The following is a 21,611-nucleotide window of genomic DNA, read 5'->3' on the forward strand; positions in this document are numbered from 1 at the left end:
TGCGGGATGTGCGGCTTCGGCGCATCCCGGTTTTGAACGGGCTTTAATGTGCAGCGGCTAGGTTAAAGCCACGTTCAAGATGGCTTTGGGGCCTGTCCGATGAAAAAACGCACCGCCTGCCTGCTGGCCTGTCTGCCTGCGGTCGCCCTGCTGGCCCCCGTCGCATGGGCGGCAGTGCCGGTGGCATTGCGGGAAACGGCGGCCGGTACCGAATTGCTGATTGCCAGCGGCGACCGCCGCCCCGTCCGCTTCCAGCGCGGCCAATGCCATGTGGTGCTGGGCTTCGCGCTGGAGGAGGAGATGGAGCTGGGCGCGGTGGCGCGCGGGGCGGGCCATATCAAGGGGGTGGGCCTGCTGGACCCGCACACATTGACCGTGGCAACCGAATGCGGCAGCCGCATCTTGTATCGCCGCGAGGGCGATCACAGCATCCTGACCATCGCCGCCCCGCTGCTGCCGGGACAGAAGCCGACCCCGCCGGAGAAACCCGAGAAGCAGCAGGCCAGGGCGGAGAAAGCAGAGAAGAAAGCGGCGGCCGTCACGCCGGCACCCGCACTGGAAAGCGCGTCCCCCCCGGCCCCGCCACAGCCTTTGGCCCCCCCTAATGCCGCCCGGGATGCGGAATTCGCCCGCAGCGCCATTGCCGAAGGCTTGAAGGAAGCCGCCAAACCGCCGGCGCCCGATCCGGCGGAAAAGGCGGCGGCGCTGATGGCCCCGCGTCCCAGCCAGACCGAATGGGGCACCGAAGGCCCGCTGCTGGACCTGGCCGCCTGGCGCCGCCAGCCCTTCCGCGCCGAACGCGACCGGCTGCGCCAGGCCGAGGCGGCGGGGGAGGCCGTTGCCCCCACGGCGCGGCGGGACATGCTGCGCTTCCTGCTGGCCTGGGGGCTGGCATCAGAGGTGCGGGCCGCCATCAATCCGCAAGGGATGACGGACGACGAACAGCCCTTGCTGGCCGTGGCTGCCGTGCTGGCCGATCCGCGCGATCCGGTGGCTGACTTTCTGTTGACGCCGGCGGCCTTGCGCGCCGCCGATGGCCCGCTCTGGGCTGCCACCCTGCTGCGCCGGCGGGGGGAGATGGCGGATGCGCTGCACTATCTGCCGCTGGCCAACCGCGCCCTGCCGGCGCTGCCCGCCGATCTGGCCCGCCCGGTGGGGCTGGACCTGCTGTCGCTGGCGACGGGCCGGGGGCTGGATGGCATGGCGCGGGAAATCGCCCGCACGGTGGAGGCGACCAAACCGCAAGGGGCCGATCTGGCCCGGCTTTATTATGAGATCGGGCGGCTGCACGCCGCCAACAAACGTGCCGCCCTGGCGCTGACCCAGTGGGACAAGGCGGCCGATCTGCCCGGTCCCCATGCCGCCCTGGCGGCCATGGCCGCCACGGAGCTGCGGCTGGGCAATGGCGCCAGCGATGCGGCCAGCCTGGAACAGGTGCTGAAACGCGCTGTCCGCGACTGGCCGGGGACAGAGGTGGAGATGCAGGCGCTGCGCCGGCTGGCCACGCTGGCGGGTGAGGCCGGGCGGGTGGCGGAGGGGCTGGAATGGCTGCGCCTGCTGCGGCTGCGCTTCCCCGACCGCACGCCGGCTGAACGCGTGGCCGATGATGATCTGGCGGGTCGGCTGCTGCTGGCGCTGACCGGGCCGGATTTCGCCAGCCAGCCGCTGCCGGAGCGGGTGGCGCTTTATGAACGCAACCGCGATCTGATCCCCGATGGCCCCGCCGGCTGGGCGGTACGCCGCCACCATGCCGGCAATCTGGCCGATGCCGGCATGACCACCGGGGCGGAACAGGAATTGTCGGCCTTGCTGGCCCTGGTGCCGGCAGAAGAGAAACTGGCGATCCGGCTGGATATGGCCCGGCTGCAGCTTGCCGGCGGCGATGCCGGTGCCACCCTGGTCACGCTGGACGAGTTGGGTGACAAGCTGGGCAAGCAGGCCCCGCAGGCCGCCTTGCTGCGCGCCCAGGCCCTGTTGCTGACCGGCGATCTGAATGGCGCGCTGGAACAGGTGGCCGATCAGGGCGATGCGGCCAGCCTGCGGGCGCGGGCCAGTGCGCTCTGGCGTCAACAGCGCTGGGCCGACGTGGCCCGCACCCTGCAGGCCCTGGAAAAGCGCGACAGCCTGAGCGGGGAGGAGGCTACCAAGCTGGCCCTGTCCGGCATCCTGTCCGGTGACCGCGATCTGGCCAGCCGCACCCTGGAGCGCCATGGCGCGCAGCTGGGCAAGCGCCCCTGGCTGGCCGGGCTGGGCACGCTGGCCAAACCGGTACCGGGGGAAGAGGCCGGCGATGCCGACCTGCGTGCCCTGGTGGAGGATGCCAGGGTGCTGGGCGGCATCGTCCGGCGCTGAATGTCTGTCCGGAATTTGATGGCGAATTTCGAAACCTTACCCCTTCAACCCCGTCATTCCCGCGCAGGCGGGAATCCATACAACAGCGCGGGTTTTGGATTCCCGCCTGCGCGGGAATGACGGGTAAATGGCTGAAAAAGCGTAAACCTTACCGACGGGCACTCCCCGCACCCGGTATTCTGTTCCTCAATCGCCGGCACCGTTCCCGGTGATCCGGAAACAGCGCGACCCCCCGCAATCGAAAAGCTGGTTTAACCCGAAGCGGGCAGGATGGGCGCAGTCAGGCCCCGCGGCCGAAGCCCGGAGATTCTCGGATGAACTTACTGATCGGCGCTGTCATCGTCTTTGCTTCCGTCCTGGGCGGCTTCATGGCCCTGGGCGGCCATCTGACTGTCCTGTGGCAACCGTTCGAGGCCATCATCATCTGCGGTGCCGCCTTCGGCGCCTTCGTCATCGCCAACCCGTGGGAGGTGATCAAGGATACCGGCGGTTCCGTCGTCGCCATTTTCAAGGGCACACGGCATAAGCGGTCCGATTATCTCGACCTGCTGTCCCTGCTCTACGCAATCCTGCGCACGGCCCGCACCAAGGGCCTGCTGGGGCTGGAAAAGGATATCGAACGTCCCCAGGACAGTGCCCTGTTCCAGCAATTTCCCAAGGTGTTGGACCATAAACGGGCGCTGCGTTTCATCACCGATTATCTGCGCCTGATGTCGCTGGGCGGCGACAAGGCGATGGAACTGGAAGTGCTGATGGACGAGGAACTGCACACCATGTCCAAGGAATTTGGCCGCGCGCCCCGCGCCCTGCACACCATGGCAGAGGCGATGCCGGCGCTGGGCATCGTGGCGGCCGTGCTGGGCATGATCAAGGCCATGGGCGCCATTTCCGAACCGCCGGAATATCTGGGCAAGCTGATCGGCGGGGCCATGGTGGGCACCTTTCTGGGTGTGCTGCTCTCCTATGGGCTGGTCGGGCCGCTGGCCGCAGCCCTGAACCGGATGCGGGAAGATGAGCTGCGCTATTTCCACTGCATCAAGGCGGCGCTGGTGGCCCATGTCGGCGGCTCCGCCCCGGCGGTGGCCATCGAACATGCCCGCAAGATGCTGCATAGCGAAGTGCAGCCGACCTTCCACGAGGTGGAGGAAGTGACCAGCAACGCCACCCAGCGCCTGGGTGGCGAGCGCAAGGCGGCCTGATCATGGCAAGCCCCGGCAAGCGCGGAAGCGGCAATCATCACCCTGTCATTGTGCGCCGTAAATTCATGCATAGCGATTATGAGCCGCATAATGGCGGCTGGAAAATCGCCTATGCCGACTATGCCACCATGCTGATGGCCTTCTTCATGATGATGTGGCTGGTGAATATCACCACCGAATCCCAGCGGGAGGGCATCGCCGATTATTTCAGCCCGATCAATGTCTCGGACAGCAATTCCGGCGCCGATGGCCAGCTTTCCGGCCGCAGCGTCTCGGAAAAGGGCAACCTGACCAGCTCGGTCGCCAGCGCCTGGGAAACCATCCCGGCCGCCCGCGTGCCCGCCCTGTCGCCCCCCGGCCCCTCGCCGCAGATTGTGGAAGAAGGGGTGGGGGATGAAAAGGTGCGCAAGCCCGGTCTGGCCGGTGCCACCGGCGACATGACTTTGGGCGAAATCCCCGCCGGCAGCATCCCGGAAGGGGAGGTGATGGACCCGCTGCTGCGCGAACAGCTGGCCAATGTGGCGGCCGAACAGGCCGCCTTTCAGCGGATTGAAGCGGAGGTGCGCACCGCCATGGCGGCGGCCGGCGATCTGGCCGGGCTGTCGGATAATCTGCTGTTCGAAATGACACCGGAGGGCCTGCGCATCCAGATCACCGATCAGCCGCATTTCGCCATGTTCGAGGTGGGGTCGACCCGCCTGAATGACCGGGCGGACGCGCTGCTGCGCGTGGTGGCGGCGGCGCTGGTGCCCGTCCCCAACCGGATTGCCGTTTCCGGCCATACCGATGGTCGTGGCTTTTCCACCACGGCGCGCTATGGCAATTGGGAATTGTCCTCCGATCGGGCCAATGCCGCCCGGCGTATCCTGTTCGCCGGCGGCATCCCCTCTACCCGCATGGCGCGGGTGGAAGGAATGGCCGACACGCTGCACCTGATCCCGGACAATCCCGGTGATCCCCGTAACCGTCGTATCAGCATCACTGTGCTGCGCCGCGTGCCGCTGCCGATGGGCATGAAGCCCGGCGCGGTGCCGGCCTCCCCATAATACCCACCCATCACCGCTCCGGGCAGAAGTCTGGTTGAACGGGGCTCTCCCCGTGGCGCGTCTCCGGCTCCGGCCGATCCATCGCCGCCATCATCCGCAATACAGGCCGCTTCAACCGTATCCACGCAGACTGGAGAAGAAAGATGACCATTTACAGCGCCATGAATTCCGGTGTGTCCGGTCTGGCGGCACAGAGCACCAAGTTCAGCACCATTTCCGACAATATCTCCAACTCCTCCACGATCGGCTACAAGCGCACGGATGTGCAGTTCTCCACCATGGTGACGGGGGCGTCGATCCCCGGATCTTACTCCGCAGGTGGCCTGCAGAGCGATGTGCGTTCGGAAACGACCATCCAGGGCACGGTGCAGAGCACGGCGACATCCACCGACCTGGCCATTTCCGGCAGTGGCTTCTTTGTTGTCAGCGACACTGTTGCGCGCGACGCTGTCAAGTCGCCGGACATGCTGCTGACGCGTGCCGGCTCGTTCCGGGTGGATGACGAAGGAAATCTGGTCAATGCCGCCGGCTATTATCTCCAGGGCTGGCCGTTGAATAATGACGGGACGGTTGCGGGTGGTGAACCGTCGCGGACCAGCTTCACCAACCTGCAGACCGTCACCCTCACCAGCATCACCGGCATGGCCCAGGCCACCACACAGATTGATCTGGCCGCCAACCTTCCAGCCAGCAAGACGGGGGAAATTCCGGCCACGGCGTTCTCCACATCGGTGGATTATTTCACGCCGCTGGGGTTCACCAGCAAACTGGAGCTGGAATGGGTGCCAACGGCACCGGCGGCACCGCCGGCGGGGGGCACTGCGACACCCACCAACAATTGGACGCTGAATATCAAGGACAATGGCGTTGTCCGGCAAAGCGTCAGCATCAAATTCAATGATGGTATCACCGCCTTGCCGGCGGGCAGGATCGCCAGCATTACCCCAGCGACAGACGGGGTCATCTCCTTGACCACCTCCTCCGGCCAGCCGCTGAAGATCAATATCGGGCAGGGCGGCAACGGCCTGACCCAGTTCGGCAGTCAGTATGTGCCGTCGAAAATATCGAAAGATGGTGCCGCCTATGCCGCCCTTGATCGGATTGAGGTGGGGAAGGATGGCATTGTTACCGCCATCTATGGCAATGGCCTGCGTCAGTCCATTTACAAATTGCCGCTGGCGACCGTCATCAATGCCGATGGTCTGACCGGGGTGGGTGGTAATGCCTATCAGTTGAGCCGCGACTCTGGCGATGTGTATTTGTGGGATGCTGGTGCCGGCTCCACGGGAACGATCAGTGGTGGTGCCCTGGAAGCATCCAATGTGGATATCGCCAAGGAACTGACCAGCATTATTGAGACACAGCGCGCCTATTCTTCCTGCGCCAAGATCATCCAGACGGCGGACGAGATGATGACCGAGATCAGCAACCTGATGCGCTGATCTTGCGTAGCCTTGCTCCATCACCGCCGGACTTTACAGGGGAGCCATCATCATGACGATCAGCGTGGCCTTGCAGAACGCGCTCAGCGGTATGCAGGCGAACCAGTCCAGATCCGCCGTCATCGCCCGCAATATCGCCAATGCCAGCACCGAGGGCTATACGCGCAAGCAGGCGGTATTGACTTCGCTCACCATCGCCGGCGAAGGGCGTGGTGTGACGGTGGCCAGCGTGGAGCGTCAGCTCAACGCGTCGCTGGTGCGTGAAACGCGGGTCCAGTCCTCTGCCTATCAGGCGCAGTCCGCCAAGGCGGATATGCTGACCCTCTATACGGACAGCATCGGCCAGCCAGCCGATGCGCGCAGCATCAGCAGCAAACTGTCCAAGCTGGAACAGGCGCTGGTCGGGCTGGAGGAGTTGCCCGACAGCGCCACCCAGCAACGCGCTGTGGTGGATGCCGCCGTTACGCTGGCCAATGGCCTGAACAGCACCAGCGCGACCATTGCCGATGTGCGCCAGCAGGCCGATTCTGGCATCAATGATGCTGTCAATCAGGTCAATACCGCCCTGAAGCAGATGGAGGATCTGAATCGCCAGATCGCTGTGCGCACCGGCACCGGCCAGGATACCAGCGAGATGGAGGACCAGCGTGACCGGCTGCTGGACCAGATGGCCTCCCTGATCGACATCCAGTATTTTACCCGCAGCGGCAACGAGGTCGTGGTGATGACCGGCAATGGCATCACTTTGCTGGACGATCAGGCACGCACGCTGGAATTCGTGCCCACCGCTGTTATCGGGCCGCAGGCTGCCTATCCGGGCAGCCTGTCGGGTTTGACGGTGGAAGGGGTGGATATCGCACCCGGCGGCAATTCTGCCCAGCCCATCAGCGGCGGGCGCATCGCCGGCCTGTTCGCCGCCCGCGACCAATCCATGCCGGAGGCGCAGCGCCAGATGGACGAGGTCGCCCGTGCGCTGGTCAGCCTGTTCCAGTCGGCCGATGCCTCTGTCACCGGCACCGGCACCAGTACCACTGGCCTGTTCACGTTGGCCAGTGGCGGTTCGCCCCCCGGTGCGGCTGTCGGCATGGCGGATCGCATCCGGGTGAATGACCGCGTATTGCTGTCGGCCGGCGGCGATCCTGCGCGCGTGGTGACGGGGATCCACGCCAGCGGCGGGGATGTCGGTGACACTAAGCAGATCGCGGCCTTCATCGGCATCTTCAGCACCAAGGTCAGCTTTTCCGCCGCCGCCGGGCTGAGCACCAGCAACACCATCAAGAATTTCACCAATGCCGCCATCAGCCAGCAGCATACGGACCGCGCTGCCGCAAAAAACAGTGCCACCACGCTGAATGTGAAGCTGGAAACGGTGAAGGCCAGCCGGGAGGCGGCCGAGGGCGTGAATATTGAAGAAGAGCTGCAGGACTTGATGCTGCTGGAACGCAGCTTCGCCGCCAACGCCCAGATCATGCAGGCCGCCGGTCGCATGTTGGACAAGCTGCTGGAGATCTGACCCATGACCATGATCCGTGTTTCTACCCTCTCCATGGCCCGCCAGACGCGCAATAATGTGGCGCAGATGCAGGGCGAAATGATGAAGCTGCAGCAGGAGCAGGCTTCTGGAACCAAGATGGACGTGGCCGGGGAGAATGGCAGCCGCACCGCCACCCTGATCAGTCTGCGCAACACGATCGACGAGATTAATCAGTTCGACACCAACATGACCGGACAGGCGGCCCGCTTGTCCACCATGCAGGAGGCCCTGACCCAGGCGCGCGCATCGGCACAGACAATTCGTGACCTGGCGCTGGCCGCGTCGGGCAGCCAGTCGCAGACCAGCAATGCCACCATCAAGGGGGCGGCAACTGACGCGATCAAGGCGATTACCAATATGCTGAACAGCAGCCAGTCTGGCCGTTTTCTGTTTGGTGGTACCCGCTTTGACCAGCAGCCCTTGCAGCAGCCCGATGCGGTTGCGGCGTCGGGTCTGTCGCCCAACGCCGCTGTCACCCAGGTGATCAACGCCTTTGGCGGCACCGCCGCACTGACCAGCCCCGCCCAGGTGGATGCGTTGATCGATGGTCCCAACGGTATTGGCGCCCTGTTCAATGATACGCGCGTGCCGGCGGCCGGCAATTATGCCAACACCTTCTTCAATGGCTCCACCGCGCCCGTGGTGGGTCGGGTGGAAGGCAGTGTCACCATCACCTATAACGCCACAGCCGGCGACCAGAGCGTGCGTGACATGATGCAGGGTCTGTACATGCTCTCCGCTGTCCGGGCTGAGGATGTGCCGGACGAGGCCTACCAGCAGCTGGCCGGGCGGGCCATGAAGCTGATCAATTCCGGGCTGGAGAAGCTGACCCAGACGCAGAGCCTGCTGGGCCTGAACGAACAGACCGTGTCGACGACCCAGGAAAATCTGCGGGTTCAGAAGGGGCTGGTGAATAACCAGATCGTCAAGCTGGAGGAAGCAGACCCTTATGAGTCCTCTCTGCGACTGACCGTCTTGAAGACGCAGCTGGAAGCCACCTTCTCCGTCACGGCCAGCCTGGGCAAGCTGTCGCTGATGAATTATCTGTAAGTGTCGGTCTGGAAGGTTATCGCGTCTTTCGAACCCTTGACCTTTCTCCGCCGTCATTCCCGCGAAGGCGGGAATCCAAAATCCGCGCTGTCGTATGGATTCCCGCCTTCGCGGGAATGACGGTTAAGAGATTGGAAAAGAAGTGAAAGTTCTTGGACGGACTCTAAGGGGCCGCAACGCCCCGGCTTTTCATCAGTGACGTAAAAAGGCCGCCCCCGGCAATCGCGGGGGCGGCGGCGCATATAGCAAGGGCCTTGAACCTGCCAACAGGCGGGGAGAGGTGCTGCCGGCCCGTCAGGCCGCCGCACCCCCCATCAGGGCCATGGGAAAATCCTTGGCGGAGGCGGGCGTCAGCTCGCGTTCCTCATCGACCGGGGCTTCGAACTTGTAACCGCGACCATAGACGGTCTCGATATACTTGTCGCCGCCGGTCGCCTCGGCGATCTTCTTGCGCAACTTGCAAATATAAACGTCGATCACCTTGTCCAGCGGATCGGAGCCAGACAGGGTATAGACCGATTCGTAAATCTTCTCCTTGGAAACGACGCGGCCGACATTCAGCGCCAATACACTGAAAATGGCATGTTCGCGGTGGGAGAGGCGCAGGCGCTGGCCATCGACGCAAGGATCGCGCCCGTCCAGATAGACGGTCAGGCGTCCCACGGTCAGTTCCGGTGAACTATGGCCATGGGTGCGGCGGCGCACGGCGTGCAGCCGGGCCTCAATCTCCTGTGGGTTGATCGGTTTCACCAGCACATCGTCGGCCCCCGCCCGCAGATGCTGGATAGTGGAATTGACGCAGCGATGGTCCAGCAGGCTGACGATGATCACTTGGCCCACCAGGGCCCGCAGCCGGGCGATGAAGCCATCCGCATCGCCGATGCCCCCGACCAGGATGGCATCATGGTTTTCCATACTGCCATCGCGTTCGGCCAGGAAACCCTCTGCCTCCGCCTGGGTCTGATGTTCGCAACGGACCCCAACCCGCCCGATGGCCCGGGAGATAGCTCCCGCGATGGTTCGATCGTTCTCGATCAACAAGACGCGCATTACCCCACTCCTGCTTTCAAGTCCAAGCCCAAGGGAAGACTCAGTAGATTCTATTCGAGGAAAATTTATTATGATTTTTGTAGCGTTTTTGATTTGCTCTACACTCAGAAACTCACCTGAAAGAGCAATGACTACCCACAAGGTCGTAGTCAAGTCGGGAATCAAAAATGTCTTAAAGCACCATTAACGCGAAGCCGACCTGAAAACCCGCTTTAACCCTGCGGGCCTATGGTTGGCATCCGATCGGGAATTTGCAGGGGAAGGCCATGGCAGAGCGCCATTACGTCCGCCGTTTCATGGCCATGGCGGCCTGTCTGTGGGCGCTGGCCCTGCCCATGGCGGCATCGGCCCAGATGCGCATCAAGGATCTGGTGGAGGTGGAAGGGGTGCGCGGCAACCAGCTGCTGGGCTATGGCCTGGTGGTGGGGCTGAACGGCACTGGCGATCGGTTGCAGAACTCCCCCTTCACCCAGCAGAGCCTGGAAGGCATGTTGGAACGGCTGGGCGTGAATATCACGGGACTGAACGTGAAGACGCGCAATGTCGCCGCCGTGATGGTGACGGCGACATTGCCGCCCTTCCCCCGCCAAGGCACACGGCTGGATGTGTCGATCTCCACCATGGGGGACGCCAAAAGCCTGTCGGGTGGCAACCTGATTGCCACACCGCTGATGGGGGCCGATGGCAAGATCTATGCGGTGGCGCAGGGGCCGGTGGCCACGGCGGGCTATGCGGTGGAGGGGGCGGCGGCCAGCGTCACCAAGGGGGTGCCAACCTCCGGCCGCATCGCCAATGGCGCCATCGTGGAACGGGAAGTGGATTTCGATCTGGACAGTCTCAGCCGGGTACGGCTGACTCTGCGCAACCCCGATTTCTCCACCGCCAACCGCATCGCGGCGGCGGTGAACCAGACGCTGGGCGGCGGGACGGCGCGTTCCACCGATCCGGCCACCGTGGATATAACTGTGCCCGACAATTATCAGGGCAATGTCGCCGGGCTGATGACCCGCATCGAAACCCTGCCCATCAAGCCCGATCAAGTGGCCCGCGTGGTGATCGACGAACAGTCGGGCACCATTGTGATGGGTGAGAATGTGCGGATCAGTACGGTGGCCATCGCCCAGGGCAATCTGACGGTACGGGTGGAGGAAACGCCGCAGGTTTCCCAGCCGGCACCCTTTGCCACCCAGGGCCAGACAACCGTGGTGCCGCGTACCCAGATCCAGGTGGATGAAGGCCAGGGCCAGCGGGTGAATGTGCTGGAAGGCGGGGCGTCGTTACGCGATCTGGTCAATGGTCTCAACAAGCTGGGTGCCACGCCGCGCGACATCATCACCATGTTGCAGGCCATCAAGGCGGCGGGCGCCCTTCATGCGGAACTGGAGGTGATGTGATGCTGGATGCCGTAACCACCACCGCCTTGCCGCCGGCGACCCCGCCAGTCCCCCCGACCGGGGCGGCGGGGGCCGACAAGGTGGACAGCGTTGCCCGCGAATTCGAGGCGATGATGCTGAATCAGGCGCTGCAATCCATGTTCGAAGGCGTGTCCACCGAGGGTGCCTTCGGTGGCGGTTATGCCGAAGAGGTTTATCGCGGGATGATGCTGGACGCCGTGGCCCGCTCCATCGCCGATGGGGGCGGGCTGGGCATTGCCCCCCAGGTGGCCGCCCAGATCGAGGCCTATAACAAAGCCAAGGAGTCCTGAGCCATGCGCGCTGAGGAGATGTCGCCCGATCTGCGCCTGCATCTGCTGGAGGCGCTAGAGCTGCTGTCTCAGGTGCTGGAGGAGGAGACGGAGAAGGTCGCCCGAAGCCAGACCGATGGGCTGGACCTCTATCTGGCGGCCAAGCGCCAGTTGTTCGAACGGCTGGGCCTGCTGCTGCGGCAGGCTCACCGGCCGGCACCGGCGGCTTCTATGTCAGCAGACGCGGATGGGGAAGATGAAGCGGCCGACGATCCGGCCCCGCCGGCGGCGCTGCGCGCGGCGGGTGACCGGCTGCGTGCGGCCATCGCCGCCAACCTGCGCACCCTGACGGCGGCGCAGGAGGCGGTGGCGGCGATCACGGGTCACATGGCCCGCATCGCTGCCCGCCAGCAGGCCGATGGTGTCTATGGCCGTCGCGGCGACGAGACCCGCCGCGCGCTTCCCGGCTATGGACGGGTGGAGCACCAGTTGTGATGCTCCCGGTCAAAATCATCCTTGCTGGATGGGGAAAGGGTCGTTCCGTGTCAGTCCGGTAAAACCGTTCCGGCGATCAGCGCTTCACATCCAGCCCGCCGCCCGCCATCACCGCCTGTACGTCGGCGATGGAGACCAGATTGGCGTCACCCGGCACGGAATGTTTCAGCACGGCGGCGCAGACGGCGAAATCCAGCGCCGTGGCATCCTCCATGCCGCTGGTGATGCCATGCAGCAGGCCGGCGGCAAAGGCGTCGCCGCCGCCGATCCGGTCCACAATGCCGGACATGCCGCGCACCGGTGTGCGCACCAAGGTGCCGCCGCGGCTGATCATCTGGCCGGCCAGATCCTGGCAATCGACCGAATCATGGGACCGGATGGTGCAGGCCAGCCGTTGCAGCCGGGGGAAGGCCTGGAAGGCGGTTTCGGCGGCGGCCAGGAACTTCTCTTCCGTGCTGGGCTGGTTGAAGCTGGTTTGCAGCATCAAGGCGATATCCCGATGATTGCCCAGCAGCAGATCGGCATGACCCGCCAGTTCCAGCAGGGTGGCGCGGCCATCGGTGCCGCGCGCTTCCCACAGCTTCTGCCGATAATTACAGTCGAAGGAGACCTTCACCCCCGCCTCCACGGCGGCCTTGGCGGCGGCCAGGGCGGCGCGCCCCGCCGTCTCGCTCACCGCCGGGGTGACACCGGACAGGTGCAGCCTGTCGGCCCCCTGCACCAGGGCGGCCCAGTCATAATGGTCGGCATCGGCCAGGGCAAAGGCCGTATCCACCCGATCATAGATGATTTCCGATGGGCGGGACAAAGCCCCGGTGGCCAGGAAATACAGCCCCATCCGCCCCGGCACCCGGCGCACCGCCCGCGTTTCCACGCCCTGGCGGCGCAATTCGCCAATGGCCGCCTCGCCCAGCGCATGGTCAGGCACGGTGCCCACCATGGCGCATTCATGCCCGAAGCGGGACAGCGAAACGGCGACATTGGCCTCTGCCCCGCCGACATTCACCTCAAAGCCGGGGGTTTGCAGAAACATCTGCCGGCCCGGTGCGGACAGGCGCAACAGCAATTCACCGAAAAACACAAAGCGTGCGGCCATATCCTGTTTCCTTACCCTTTGCTTTTGCTGGTTTTTCCCCCTATTCAGGGGGCTGGGTCCGGCGGGGGTGTCAAGCTTCCCGCTACCCTGTTTCTACTCTGCTTAATCGTCACTGTTACCGGTGTCAATTGAGGGTTTCCGCCATTCACGGCGCTCCATACCCCCCGTCCCGGCGGCTTTATCCTGTATCTTTCTCCCCTCCCACCGGCATGGCATTATTTTGTTCCATAAATTGGGAGAATATACCATATTGTGGCGGAATTTAAGGGGGTGGTTGCGATCGCACCCCAGCCCCGCGCCGCATTGGGAGAGTATCTTATGTTTGAGAAGACGTTCCACGCCACGCATCCGGACAGCCTGGAAGCGGCGAATACGGGTGACCTGCGTAACCGTTATCTGGTGACCGGCATTTTCCAGCCGGGCCGGGTGGTGCTGAACTATTCCCATAATGAGCGGTTTGTCATCGGCGGGGCCGCCCCAGTGGATGGCGCGTTGGAGCTGCCCACCCAGACCGAACCCGCCGCTGCTGTCGGCCGCCCCTTCCTGGAGCGGCGTGAACTGGGCATCGTCAATGTCGGCGGGCCTGGCCGGATTGTGGTGGATGGCCAGAGCTTCACCATGGGGCCGCGCGACGGGCTTTATGTGCCGATGGGCTCCGTCTCGGTCAGCTTTGCCTCCGACGATGCCGCCAACCCGGCTTTGTTCTATCTGGCCTCCACGCCGGCCCATGCCGCCCTGCCGATCCAGCATCTGCCGATCGAAAAGGCCAACCCGCTGCAGCGCGGTGCGCTGGAAACCTCCAACGAGCGCACGATCTATCAATATATCGTGCCGGGTGTCTGTGCCTCGGCCCAGTTGCTGCTGGGCGTGACGATCCTGAAGGAAGGTTCGGTGTGGAATACCATGCCACCGCATCTGCATGAACGCCGCTCGGAGATTTACTTCTATTTCGACCTGCCAGAGCAGGACCGTGTGTTCCATTACATGGGCCATCCGGATGCCATGCGCCATATTGTGGTGAAGAACCATGAGGCGGTGATCTCCCCGCCCTGGTCCATCCATATGGGATCGGGCACCCGCGCCTATGGCTTCATCTGGGCCATGGGCGGTGAGAACCTGGATTATACCGACATGAAGGTGCTGGATATCTGCCAGTTGGCGTAAGGGGCAGGGGGCTGCATGGGCCCCCGCCGTCCATCCTGCGGCCTATCTTCCAGAGGAACAAGCCGATGAACCCGTTTGATTTGACCGGCCGGGTGGCGATGGTGACGGGGGCCAATACCGGCCTGGGCCAGTCACTCGCCATCGCGCTGGCCCGCGCTGGTGCCGATATTGTCACCGTGGCCCGCCGCGATGCCGGCGAAACGGCGGCGGCGGTGGAGGCCGCTGGCCGGCGCTGCCTGCAACTGACCGCTGACCTGTCGAAGATGGATGGGCTGCCGGGGTTGGTGGCCGACACGCTGGCCCATTTCGGCCAGTTGGACATTCTGGTCAATAATGCCGGCATCATCCGCCGGGCCGACGCGGTGGATTTCACCGAGGCCGATTGGGATGATGTGATCGATACCAACCTGAAAAGCGTCTTCTTCCTGTCGCAGGCGGCGGCCAGGCACATGCTGGAACGCCGCAGCGGCAAGATCATCAACATCGCCTCGATGTTGAGCTTTCAGGGGGGCATCCGGGTGCCCAGCTATACGGCGTCCAAGTCCGGTGTGGCTGGGTTGACCAAGCTGCTGGCCAATGAATGGGCCGGCAAGGGCATCAATGTGAATGCCATCGCACCCGGCTATTTCGCCACCAACAATACCGAGGCCCTGCGCGCGGATGAAAACCGCAACCGTGACATCCTGGCCCGCATCCCCGCCGGCCGTTGGGGTGAGCCGGACGATCTGGGCGGGGCCGCCGTGTTCCTGGCCAGCCGTGCTGCCGACTATGTCCAGGGCCATATCCTGGCGGTCGATGGCGGCTGGCTGGCGCGTTGATCGATAGACCGGCGGGGGGCGGTGCCCCCCGCCACCGCTTTACGCCGCTGATGCGCGCCGAAAAGTTTGATCGCTCAGGACATAAAACATGATCGCTGAAACCTGTATCGGCGAACCCCCATAAAACCCCCTTCGAAGCCCCTTCAAACGGGGTTCGAAGGGGCCGTGGTTCGGGGCGTTTCAGCCTCAAGGCTGAAGGTTAATCCCTCACTCTTCCCGAGTGAATGTTCCACCTTGGTGATGCTCCACTCCCCATCCGCCGCCGCATCGCATCCGGCCAGCACCACGCGGCCTTCTGCAAACAGGTCCAGCCGGCCCGGCCCTGTCAGTGACAGGGTGGCCGTCCCCCTGGTCAGGGCCGCCAGCTTTCCGGCCGCCGCAGCCCTTGCGGCGGCTTCATTCGGGAAGCTGTTGGGCAGGGTCATTGAGGGCTCTTCCCCACCCGCAATTACCACTTTGCGTTCACCCGCCCCCTGGTCATGCCAGTGCGCCTTCACCGCGCCATACCGCCCCCGGTCTGCGATGGTGGTGCGCCAGCTGCTGATATCCCCAGCCGCATAGGACATGGACACCGTGGCCATCTGCCTGCCGCTGGCCGCCTTGGCCTGCCCGCGCGGAACGAAGATCAGCTTCCCATAGGCGGGCTTGGCTACAGCGTCATATTGCCGGGCAATCCGGGACAGGAAGGCCATATCGCTTTCCCCCGTCTGATCCATATGCGGGATCTGCACCCCGGCCAGTTCGGGCGCGACCACAGGGGCAAGGCCATGTGCGGCCCCGATAGTGGCCACAATGGCCCCAATTGTGGTGTCGTGCCATGACGTGGTTTTCTGCGCCTTGAACGACCGCCGCATATCGGCTGCGTTGGCCGAAATCACCATCGTGCGCGGCATCCCCGATGTGCGGATTTCGTCCACCACATACAGGCCCATATCCACCAGCGCGCCGCCCCGCCACCCCAGAAACACCTGCAGTTCGGCCCCGGTGCGTGGCAGGGCAAGCGCCCCATCCCGGTTATCCAGTTCAATCTCGGCCGTATCGCTTTCGATCCCGGCTTCATCGCTGACGCGCAACCGCAACAGGCGATCCCGCATCTTTGCCGTGGCGTCCACGCCATCGGCCACGATCCGCCAATCCGGGTTCTTCACCGTCACCATTTTCAATCCCACAGCCGGACGGTTGCCGCCGCAACCACTGCCGGCGCAGCCGGCAGCATAACCAACAGCCCGGCCGGCAGCACCGCGCCCACGGCCGCTAAACCCTTATTGGCCGCCAGCACGGCCAGCACCATGTCGTTGCGCCCGTAATGGCGCAAACACACATCGTCCAGCACATCCCCCGCCTTGGTCCGGTACGATGCAGCCATTACGCATCCTCCCCATAGGCCGCCAGTTCGACCTGAAATTCGATGCGCAGCGGCGCGCCATTGCCCATCAAATTACTGTCGCGCTCCCGTACCGAGCGGATCACCCAGACCCCCCAGACGCGCCCCCAGCCATCCACCAAATCCAGCGGCTGACCCTTGGCAGCCTCTGCCCGCATGGCGTCCACCTGCCCCAGGCCACCCCTGTAATGCGGGTAAATCACCCCGGCCAGGGTAATGGTATCGGCCCCCAAACCCACGAACTGATAGGCCGGCCCGCGCCCCAACCGATCCTGTTCAGCCCAACGAAATTCGGTGGACCGTTCCAGGGTCTGATAGGCCGCAGTCCCCAGGCTGAACCGAAAGCCCCCCAGGGCCATCATCACTTCCATCGCGCACCCTTAGTCGTTCAACGCGCGCCGCTGGCGCCGCTGCAGTTCGGCCAGCACCATGTCCGCCAGTTGGCGCGGGTCGGTCACAGTCGCGCCATGGATATGGATATGGATTTCTTCCCTGTGTTCGATCCGGCTCGCTGCCTGCTGGCGCCGTTCTGCCACCGGCTGGCCGGTCGGCACAGACTGCCCGGCTGGCGCCGTCACGTTCACGCGCGGGGCCGGAACTGGTACCACCGTCGCCCCAACCGGGGCTGGGGCTGCCGGCACATTCACCACGGGCGACGGTGCTGCCGGGGCGGGCTGCCCGGCCGGGGCCGTCACGCTCACGCGCGGGGCCGGCAGGGGCACCACCGTTGCCCCAACCGGGGCCGGGGCCGGCGACACATTCACCACGGGCGGAACTGCCGGGATCAACTGCCCGGCCGGGGCTGCCACGCTCACGCGCGGAGCCGGCAGGGGTACCACCGTTGCCCCAACCGGGGCCGGGGCCGGCGACACATTCACCACGGGCGGAACTGCCGGGATCAACTGCCCGGCCGGGGCTGCCACGCTCACGCGCGGTGCCGGCAGGGGCGCCACCGTTGCCCCAACCGGGGCCTGGGCCGGCGGCACATTCACCACGGGCGGGACCGCCGGGATCAGCTGCCCGGCCGGGGCCGCCACGTTCACGCGCGGAGCCGGCAGAGGCACCACCGTTGCCCCAACCGGGGCCGGTGCCGGCGGCACATTCACCACAGGCGGAACGGCCGGGATCAGCTGCCCGGCCGGGGCCGTCACGCTCACGCGCGGGGCCGGCAGGGGCAGAACCGTTGCCCCAAACGGGGTCGGAGCCGGCGGCACATTCACCACAGGCGGAACGGCCGGGATCAGCTGCCCGGCCGGGGCCGTCACGTTCACGCGCGGGGCCGGCATAGGCAGAACCGTTGCCCCAACCGGGGCCTGGGCCGGCGGCACATTCACCACGGGCGGAACGGCCGGGATCAGCTGCCCGGCCGGGGCCGTCACGCTCACACGCGGTGCCGGCATAGGCAGAACCGTCGCCCCAACCGGGGCTGGGGCCGGCGGCACATTCACCACAGGCGGAACCGTCGGGATCAGCTGCCCGGCCGGTGCCGTCACGTTCACGCGCGGGGCCGGCAGGGGTAGAACCGTTCTCCCAACCGGGGCCGGCACTGGTACCGCCGTCGCCCCAACCGGGGCCGGCTGGCCGGCGACGGGTGCGGCACCATTTTCATTCGCGGCCACAGGTACCGGCGCGGGACTGGCGCCGCCGGTCACCCACCGCCATGCATCACCGATCCAGGCCAGCTTGCCAGCCATCCAATCGATGACGCCGCTGATCTTCGCCTTGATCCCGTCCCACAGGTTGCCGATCCATGTTGCGACGGGCTCCCAGGCACGGATTACCAAGCCCAGCGGGGTCCAGCCGGCCAGCGTCTTCAGGCCATCCCAAACCCACGCGGCCCCCCGGCCGATGCCATCCCACAGCCCGGAAAAGAACGGCCCCACCTTGTCCCAATTGCTGATCAGTAGCCCGGCTGCCAGGGCGATGCCGCCCACGACCAAACCAACCGGGTTGGTCATCACCGCCACCGTCAGGGCGCGTATGCCGCCGATCACCATGGGGATGGCCACCCGCGCCATGGACATCAGGGCACTCCCCACGCTGGTGATGCCGCTCAACAAGGCGCCTCCCACCATCGGGGCCTGGGCGGCGACCATGCTGGTCCCCAATCGCATCCAACCGAACGATGTAACAGCCAGGGAACGGGCCTGCGTCCATAAGCCGGCAATTGTGGCGGGGATGGCCACCCGCGCCATGGATAGCAGGGCGCCCCCCACACTGGTGATGCCACTCAACAAGGCGCCCCCAACCATCGGGGCCTGGGCGGCGGCCATGCTGATCCCCAGCCGGACCCAGCCAAACGATGCGGCGGCGGCGGCACGGGCCTGCGCCCATAGGCCGACGCTGGCGGCGGTATTGGCGGCACCACTGGCGGTGGCCGCTGCTGTCATCCCCGTCAAGCGAGCAATCACCGCCGGGATGCCACCCGCAAAGAAGGTGCTGGCATAGCTGGCCACAGTGGCACCCGTGCGAAAGGCGGTCCACCCGACCACCCCCAGAGTTAATGCCTGCACAAGTCCCGGCATTTCGGCGGCAACCCAGGCCACGCCATCAGCAACCTTGGCAACGACTGCACCCACGACATCCAACATGGGTAGCAGCGCTTCACCGATCTTTTCGGCAGCGGCGAACACGCTGTTATTCATCAGCGTGATGCCATTCCCCGTCGTCCCGGCCTTGGCATCAAATTCCTTTTGCATGGAACCGGCATATTTGGCCTTGTCGCCAACCAACCCCAGCGACTTTTCATAGGTGCCCAGGCTCCCCACCAGCTTGGCCATGTCGTCGGCATATTCGGCACCGAACAACTCGGCCAAAACGGTCATCTTGTCGTCGGCCCCTTCCACCGCCTTCAGGAAGGTCATCAGCGCGCCTTGCGCGTCCCGGCCAATCGCGGCCTTCAAATCCGTTGCATCCAGGCCGATGCCGCGCAGCGCCTTCTGAAATTCCTTTGGCTGGGTGGTGGCCGTGGCCAGCTTGCCAAGCAATGCATTGATGCCAGTCGCCGCCACTTCCGGCGGGGTCTTCAACGCCAGAAAGCTGGCACCCAGCGCCGCAACCTGTTCCCCCGTCAGGCCGAACAGCTTGCCCATGCTGCCGACGCGGTTTTCGATGTTCAGGATATCGGCGGCCCGCGCATCCATATTGTTGGAAATATGGTTGATCGCATCACCCAACCCGGTAACGCCATCCTGGGTCAGGCCGAAAATGGTCCGCAGGCCCGTCATCGCCGCACCGGCCTCCTTGCCGGTCAGGTCGAACGCCACGCCCATTTTCGCCGCGTCTTCGGTGAACCGCAGCAACTCCTTGCGCGCGATGCCTGCCTGCCCCGCCGCCGCCGTGATATCGGCCAGCCCCGTGGCCGCCATCGGGATACGGCGCGACAGGTTCAGGATATCGTCGCCCATCTGGCGGAATTCGGCGGGGCTTTCGAAATCGATCACCTTTTTGACGTCCGCCATGGCGCTTTCAAAGGCGATGGCGGGCTTCGTTGCCATGGAAATGGCGGCGGCGGTCGCACCAATCTGCACCGCTTGGCGCTGCAAGGTGGCACCAATTTCCATCCGCTTGCCGGCCCGCTCCGCAGCCGTCCCCAACTGGTCCAGTTCTGCCTGTGCGCGGTCGGCCTGTTGGGCGGTCTGCTGCAATTCGCTGGCCAGCGTCCGCTGTTGGCGGGCAAGGTTGGCCGTATCCACGCCAGCCGCTTGCAGGGCTGTACGCAGTTCCACCACCCGCTGCCGCTTGCGGTCGGCCTCTGCCGCCGCCCGTGCGGTGGCAGCCCGTGCCTGTTCCAGGGCGGCGGCCTGTTCACTGCTGCGCGCGGTGCCGGCGGCAACGGCGGCGGCCAGTTCGCTTTCCCGCGCCTTCAGGGCAGCCAAGGCGCTGGCGGCATCTCGCGCTTCTGCCCCGGCCTGATCCAGCGCCGCACTTTGTTCGGCCAGCCGCTGGCGCGATTGTGCCAGGGTCGCTGCTACCTGCTGTTCAGCGGTGCGCTTCTTTTCCAGCGCCTCGGTCGCCCGTGCCAGGGCGGCCCGCGTCTGGTCAAGGTCGCGTCGCTGTTCGCGCGATGGCGGGGCACCCGCCGCAACGGCAGCCGATGCCTGCTGTTCAGCGGTGCGCTTCTTTTCCAGGGCGTCGGCTGCCTTCCGGGCGGCGTCTGCCGCTTCTGCCAAGGCGGTGGCGGCTTGGTTCTGGGGGATGCGTCCGGCAGCAACGGCATCAGCAACCTTGCGCTCTGCGGCTTGCCGCCTTTCCAGTGAGGCGGCGGCACGGGCCGTGGCGGTGCGTGCCCGTTCCAGTGCTGCAACCTGTTGCGCCGTGGCCGGTCCCCCGGCCGCCACGACACTGGCCAAGGCCCGTTCCCGTTCCGCCAACGCAGCAACCTGCGTTTCGGCGGCTTGCCGGGCACTGGCGGCACCACGCAGGGCCGCTTCACCCGCTTGCACTTCCGCCGTGGTGCGGGCCTGTGCAGCGGCCAAGGTACGTTCCGCCGCTGCTGCTTCCTTGGCCACATTGGCGGCCCCTGTCAGGGCTGTACGGGTCTGTTGCAGCGCTTGGGCCTGCTGCCCAACGCTGGCGCGTGTGGCCTCAACCTGCCGGGCAAGGGTGCCCACCTGTTCAGATGCGGCCCGATATGCCCGCCCGGCGGCCAGCGCATCCTGTCCGGCCCGGCGGTACGTGTCGATTTGCCCCATCTGCTGTTGCAGGCTGGCCGTGCGGGAAATCGCCTCTTGGCTTTCGCGTTGCGCGCGTTTTGTGGCTTCCCCGATGCGCCCGACCTGCGATACGGTTCGCCCTACGGCGGCGGCCATTGTTCCGGCGACGGTCGCGCCGATAATGAGCGAAAGCGAAAGGCTACGGTCCATGTCTGTTCTTTCCGCTGGAGCGCCAGCGAAGAAGCGCCCCCATAAATTCGTTCTCGGGCTGACCGCGTTCTTGACGATTGTGATTGCTTTCGCCGTTCCCGGTATTCCCTGGTGGTACTACCCGTTTTTGGGCCTTCTGGCGGGTACGGCGACAATGATCGTTGTTGTCATCCTGCTATGGATGTTTGGTGTGGGTGGCTTTCTTGTATTTGCCACCACCATCATAGGGGCCATCTGCTGGGTAACGCTCGGCCCCGTGGCCACCATCGCGTTGACAGCAGGGGCGGGTTATCTGCTGTGGCGTTTCCGCTTCGATATCGCCAAGCGGTTTGGCGTTCAGCCCGCTGCGGCCAGTTCCGCCGATACTTCTTCCGCCGCCGCATCCAGCCAGGACAGCAATTCCGGCACTTCCATCTGACCTATTTCGGCCCA

General features: G+C 65.1%; 18 protein-coding genes. 12 read left to right on the forward strand and 6 right to left on the reverse strand.

What is annotated here, in order from left to right; genetic code table 11:
- The first annotated feature begins 99 nt into the window (after window positions 1–99).
- From GE253_RS04980 to GE253_RS05005, 6 genes are all read left to right on the forward strand, one after another.
- Window positions 100–2,352, forward strand: coding sequence for a hypothetical protein (locus GE253_RS04980; RefSeq protein ID WP_153203041.1), 2,253 nt, complete (start codon window positions 100–102; stop codon window positions 2,350–2,352).
- A 314-nt stretch (window positions 2,353–2,666) separates the two neighbouring features.
- Window positions 2,667–3,551, forward strand: coding sequence for a flagellar motor stator protein MotA (gene motA, locus GE253_RS04985; protein ID WP_153203042.1), 885 nt, complete (start codon window positions 2,667–2,669; stop codon window positions 3,549–3,551).
- A gap of 2 nt (window positions 3,552–3,553) precedes the next feature.
- On the forward strand, window positions 3,554–4,597 hold the full coding sequence (locus tag GE253_RS04990; protein WP_153203043.1) for a flagellar motor protein MotB: 1,044 nt from the start codon (window positions 3,554–3,556) through the stop codon (window positions 4,595–4,597).
- 143 nt (window positions 4,598–4,740) lie between these two features.
- Window positions 4,741–6,039, forward strand: coding sequence for a flagellar hook protein FlgE (locus GE253_RS04995; protein WP_153203044.1), 1,299 nt, complete (start codon window positions 4,741–4,743; stop codon window positions 6,037–6,039).
- A gap of 52 nt (window positions 6,040–6,091) precedes the next feature.
- Window positions 6,092–7,552: a flagellar hook-associated protein FlgK gene (gene flgK / locus GE253_RS05000; RefSeq protein WP_153203045.1), complete on the forward strand. Its 1,461-nt coding sequence runs from the start codon at window positions 6,092–6,094 to the stop codon at window positions 7,550–7,552.
- Between the two features lie 3 nt (window positions 7,553–7,555).
- The gene (locus tag GE253_RS05005; protein ID WP_153203046.1) at window positions 7,556–8,623 is read left to right on the forward strand and encodes a flagellin; all 1,068 of its coding nucleotides are present in this window, start codon (window positions 7,556–7,558) and stop codon (window positions 8,621–8,623) included.
- 294 nt (window positions 8,624–8,917) lie between these two features.
- Here the strand turns inward: GE253_RS05005 and GE253_RS05010 are convergent, their stop codons facing one another.
- Window positions 8,918–9,673: a response regulator transcription factor gene (locus GE253_RS05010; RefSeq protein WP_153203047.1), complete on the reverse strand. Its 756-nt coding sequence runs from the start codon at window positions 9,671–9,673 to the stop codon at window positions 8,918–8,920.
- Window positions 9,674–9,969: 296 nt separating this feature from the next.
- Between GE253_RS05010 and GE253_RS05015 the strand changes: the two genes are divergently transcribed.
- From GE253_RS05015 to GE253_RS05025, 3 genes are read left to right on the forward strand one after another with little or no spacing between them, the layout of a single operon-like run.
- Window positions 9,970–11,067 carry a flagellar basal body P-ring protein FlgI gene (locus GE253_RS05015; RefSeq protein WP_247878512.1) on the forward strand — a complete coding sequence of 366 codons (1,098 nt, stop codon included), beginning with the start codon at window positions 9,970–9,972 and terminating at the stop codon, window positions 11,065–11,067.
- The gene (locus GE253_RS05020) at window positions 11,067–11,378 is read left to right on the forward strand and encodes a rod-binding protein (RefSeq protein WP_153203049.1); all 312 of its coding nucleotides are present in this window, start codon (window positions 11,067–11,069) and stop codon (window positions 11,376–11,378) included. The genes GE253_RS05015 and GE253_RS05020 overlap by 1 nt, the downstream gene beginning before the upstream one ends.
- Before the next feature lie 3 nt (window positions 11,379–11,381).
- The gene (locus tag GE253_RS05025) at window positions 11,382–11,852 is read left to right on the forward strand and encodes a hypothetical protein (protein ID WP_153203050.1); all 471 of its coding nucleotides are present in this window, start codon (window positions 11,382–11,384) and stop codon (window positions 11,850–11,852) included.
- Window positions 11,853–11,928: 76 nt separating this feature from the next.
- Here GE253_RS05025 and GE253_RS05030 read toward each other — a convergent pair whose 3' ends face one another.
- A complete protein-coding gene (locus tag GE253_RS05030) occupies window positions 11,929–12,948 on the reverse strand; it encodes a sugar kinase (RefSeq protein WP_153203051.1) in 1,020 nt (339 codons plus the stop codon).
- Window positions 12,949–13,266: 318 nt separating this feature from the next.
- Here GE253_RS05030 and kduI point away from each other — a divergent pair, with 318 nt between their 5' ends.
- Window positions 13,267–14,112: a 5-dehydro-4-deoxy-D-glucuronate isomerase gene (gene kduI, locus GE253_RS05035; protein WP_153203052.1), complete on the forward strand. Its 846-nt coding sequence runs from the start codon at window positions 13,267–13,269 to the stop codon at window positions 14,110–14,112.
- Window positions 14,113–14,177: 65 nt separating this feature from the next.
- Window positions 14,178–14,930 carry a 2-dehydro-3-deoxy-D-gluconate 5-dehydrogenase KduD gene (gene kduD, locus GE253_RS05040; RefSeq protein WP_153203053.1) on the forward strand — a complete coding sequence of 251 codons (753 nt, stop codon included), beginning with the start codon at window positions 14,178–14,180 and terminating at the stop codon, window positions 14,928–14,930.
- A gap of 143 nt (window positions 14,931–15,073) precedes the next feature.
- On the opposite strand, the gene GE253_RS05045 is transcribed toward kduD, so the two are convergent.
- The 4 genes from GE253_RS05045 to GE253_RS05060 are packed head-to-tail and all read right to left on the reverse strand — an operon-like array spanning window position 15,074 to window position 21,179.
- The gene (locus GE253_RS05045; RefSeq protein ID WP_153203054.1) at window positions 15,074–16,087 is read right to left on the reverse strand and encodes a contractile injection system protein, VgrG/Pvc8 family; all 1,014 of its coding nucleotides are present in this window, start codon (window positions 16,085–16,087) and stop codon (window positions 15,074–15,076) included.
- A 2-nt stretch (window positions 16,088–16,089) separates the two neighbouring features.
- Complete coding sequence (locus GE253_RS05050; protein WP_153203055.1) at window positions 16,090–16,296, reverse strand: tail protein X; 207 nt, start codon at window positions 16,294–16,296, stop codon at window positions 16,090–16,092.
- Entirely contained in the window at window positions 16,296–16,685 is a 390-nt protein-coding gene (locus GE253_RS05055; protein WP_211101346.1) for a phage tail protein, read from the reverse strand. The genes GE253_RS05050 and GE253_RS05055 overlap by 1 nt, the downstream gene beginning before the upstream one ends.
- A gap of 9 nt (window positions 16,686–16,694) precedes the next feature.
- On the reverse strand, window positions 16,695–21,179 hold the full coding sequence (locus tag GE253_RS05060) for a phage tail tape measure protein (RefSeq protein ID WP_153203056.1): 4,485 nt from the start codon (window positions 21,177–21,179) through the stop codon (window positions 16,695–16,697).
- Between GE253_RS05060 and GE253_RS05065 the strand changes: the two genes are divergently transcribed.
- On the forward strand, window positions 21,178–21,597 hold the full coding sequence (locus GE253_RS05065; RefSeq protein WP_153203057.1) for a hypothetical protein: 420 nt from the start codon (window positions 21,178–21,180) through the stop codon (window positions 21,595–21,597). The two genes, GE253_RS05060 and GE253_RS05065, sit on opposite strands and share 2 nt — an antisense overlap.
- The last annotated feature ends 14 nt before the right edge of the window (window positions 21,598–21,611 follow it).

Origin of the sequence: Niveispirillum sp. SYP-B3756 (assembly GCF_009495745.1) — a bacterium.
Lineage (GTDB): Bacteria > Pseudomonadota > Alphaproteobacteria > Azospirillales > Azospirillaceae > Niveispirillum.

Coding starts and splice junctions, on each gene's coding strand:
- GE253_RS04990 (WP_153203043.1), top strand. CDS start 3,554: ATGGCAAGCCCCGGCAAGCGCGGAAGCGGCAATCATCACCCTGTCATT.
- GE253_RS05030 (WP_153203051.1), bottom strand. CDS start 12,948: ATGGCCGCACGCTTTGTGTTTTTCGGTGAATTGCTGTTGCGCCTGTCC.
- kduI (WP_153203052.1), top strand. CDS start 13,267: ATGTTTGAGAAGACGTTCCACGCCACGCATCCGGACAGCCTGGAAGCG.
- GE253_RS04995 (WP_153203044.1), top strand. CDS start 4,741: ATGACCATTTACAGCGCCATGAATTCCGGTGTGTCCGGTCTGGCGGCA.
- GE253_RS05065 (WP_153203057.1), top strand. CDS start 21,178: ATGTCTGTTCTTTCCGCTGGAGCGCCAGCGAAGAAGCGCCCCCATAAA.
- GE253_RS05015 (WP_247878512.1), top strand. CDS start 9,970: ATGGCCATGGCGGCCTGTCTGTGGGCGCTGGCCCTGCCCATGGCGGCA.
- GE253_RS04980 (WP_153203041.1), top strand. CDS start 100: ATGAAAAAACGCACCGCCTGCCTGCTGGCCTGTCTGCCTGCGGTCGCC.
- kduD (WP_153203053.1), top strand. CDS start 14,178: ATGAACCCGTTTGATTTGACCGGCCGGGTGGCGATGGTGACGGGGGCC.
- GE253_RS05005 (WP_153203046.1), top strand. CDS start 7,556: ATGACCATGATCCGTGTTTCTACCCTCTCCATGGCCCGCCAGACGCGC.
- GE253_RS05010 (WP_153203047.1), bottom strand. CDS start 9,673: ATGCGCGTCTTGTTGATCGAGAACGATCGAACCATCGCGGGAGCTATC.
- GE253_RS05055 (WP_211101346.1), bottom strand. CDS start 16,685: ATGGAAGTGATGATGGCCCTGGGGGGCTTTCGGTTCAGCCTGGGGACT.
- GE253_RS05045 (WP_153203054.1), bottom strand. CDS start 16,087: ATGGTGACGGTGAAGAACCCGGATTGGCGGATCGTGGCCGATGGCGTG.
- GE253_RS05050 (WP_153203055.1), bottom strand. CDS start 16,296: ATGGCTGCATCGTACCGGACCAAGGCGGGGGATGTGCTGGACGATGTG.
- flgK (WP_153203045.1), top strand. CDS start 6,092: ATGACGATCAGCGTGGCCTTGCAGAACGCGCTCAGCGGTATGCAGGCG.
- motA (WP_153203042.1), top strand. CDS start 2,667: ATGAACTTACTGATCGGCGCTGTCATCGTCTTTGCTTCCGTCCTGGGC.
- GE253_RS05020 (WP_153203049.1), top strand. CDS start 11,067: ATGCTGGATGCCGTAACCACCACCGCCTTGCCGCCGGCGACCCCGCCA.
- GE253_RS05025 (WP_153203050.1), top strand. CDS start 11,382: ATGCGCGCTGAGGAGATGTCGCCCGATCTGCGCCTGCATCTGCTGGAG.
- GE253_RS05060 (WP_153203056.1), bottom strand. CDS start 21,179: ATGGACCGTAGCCTTTCGCTTTCGCTCATTATCGGCGCGACCGTCGCC.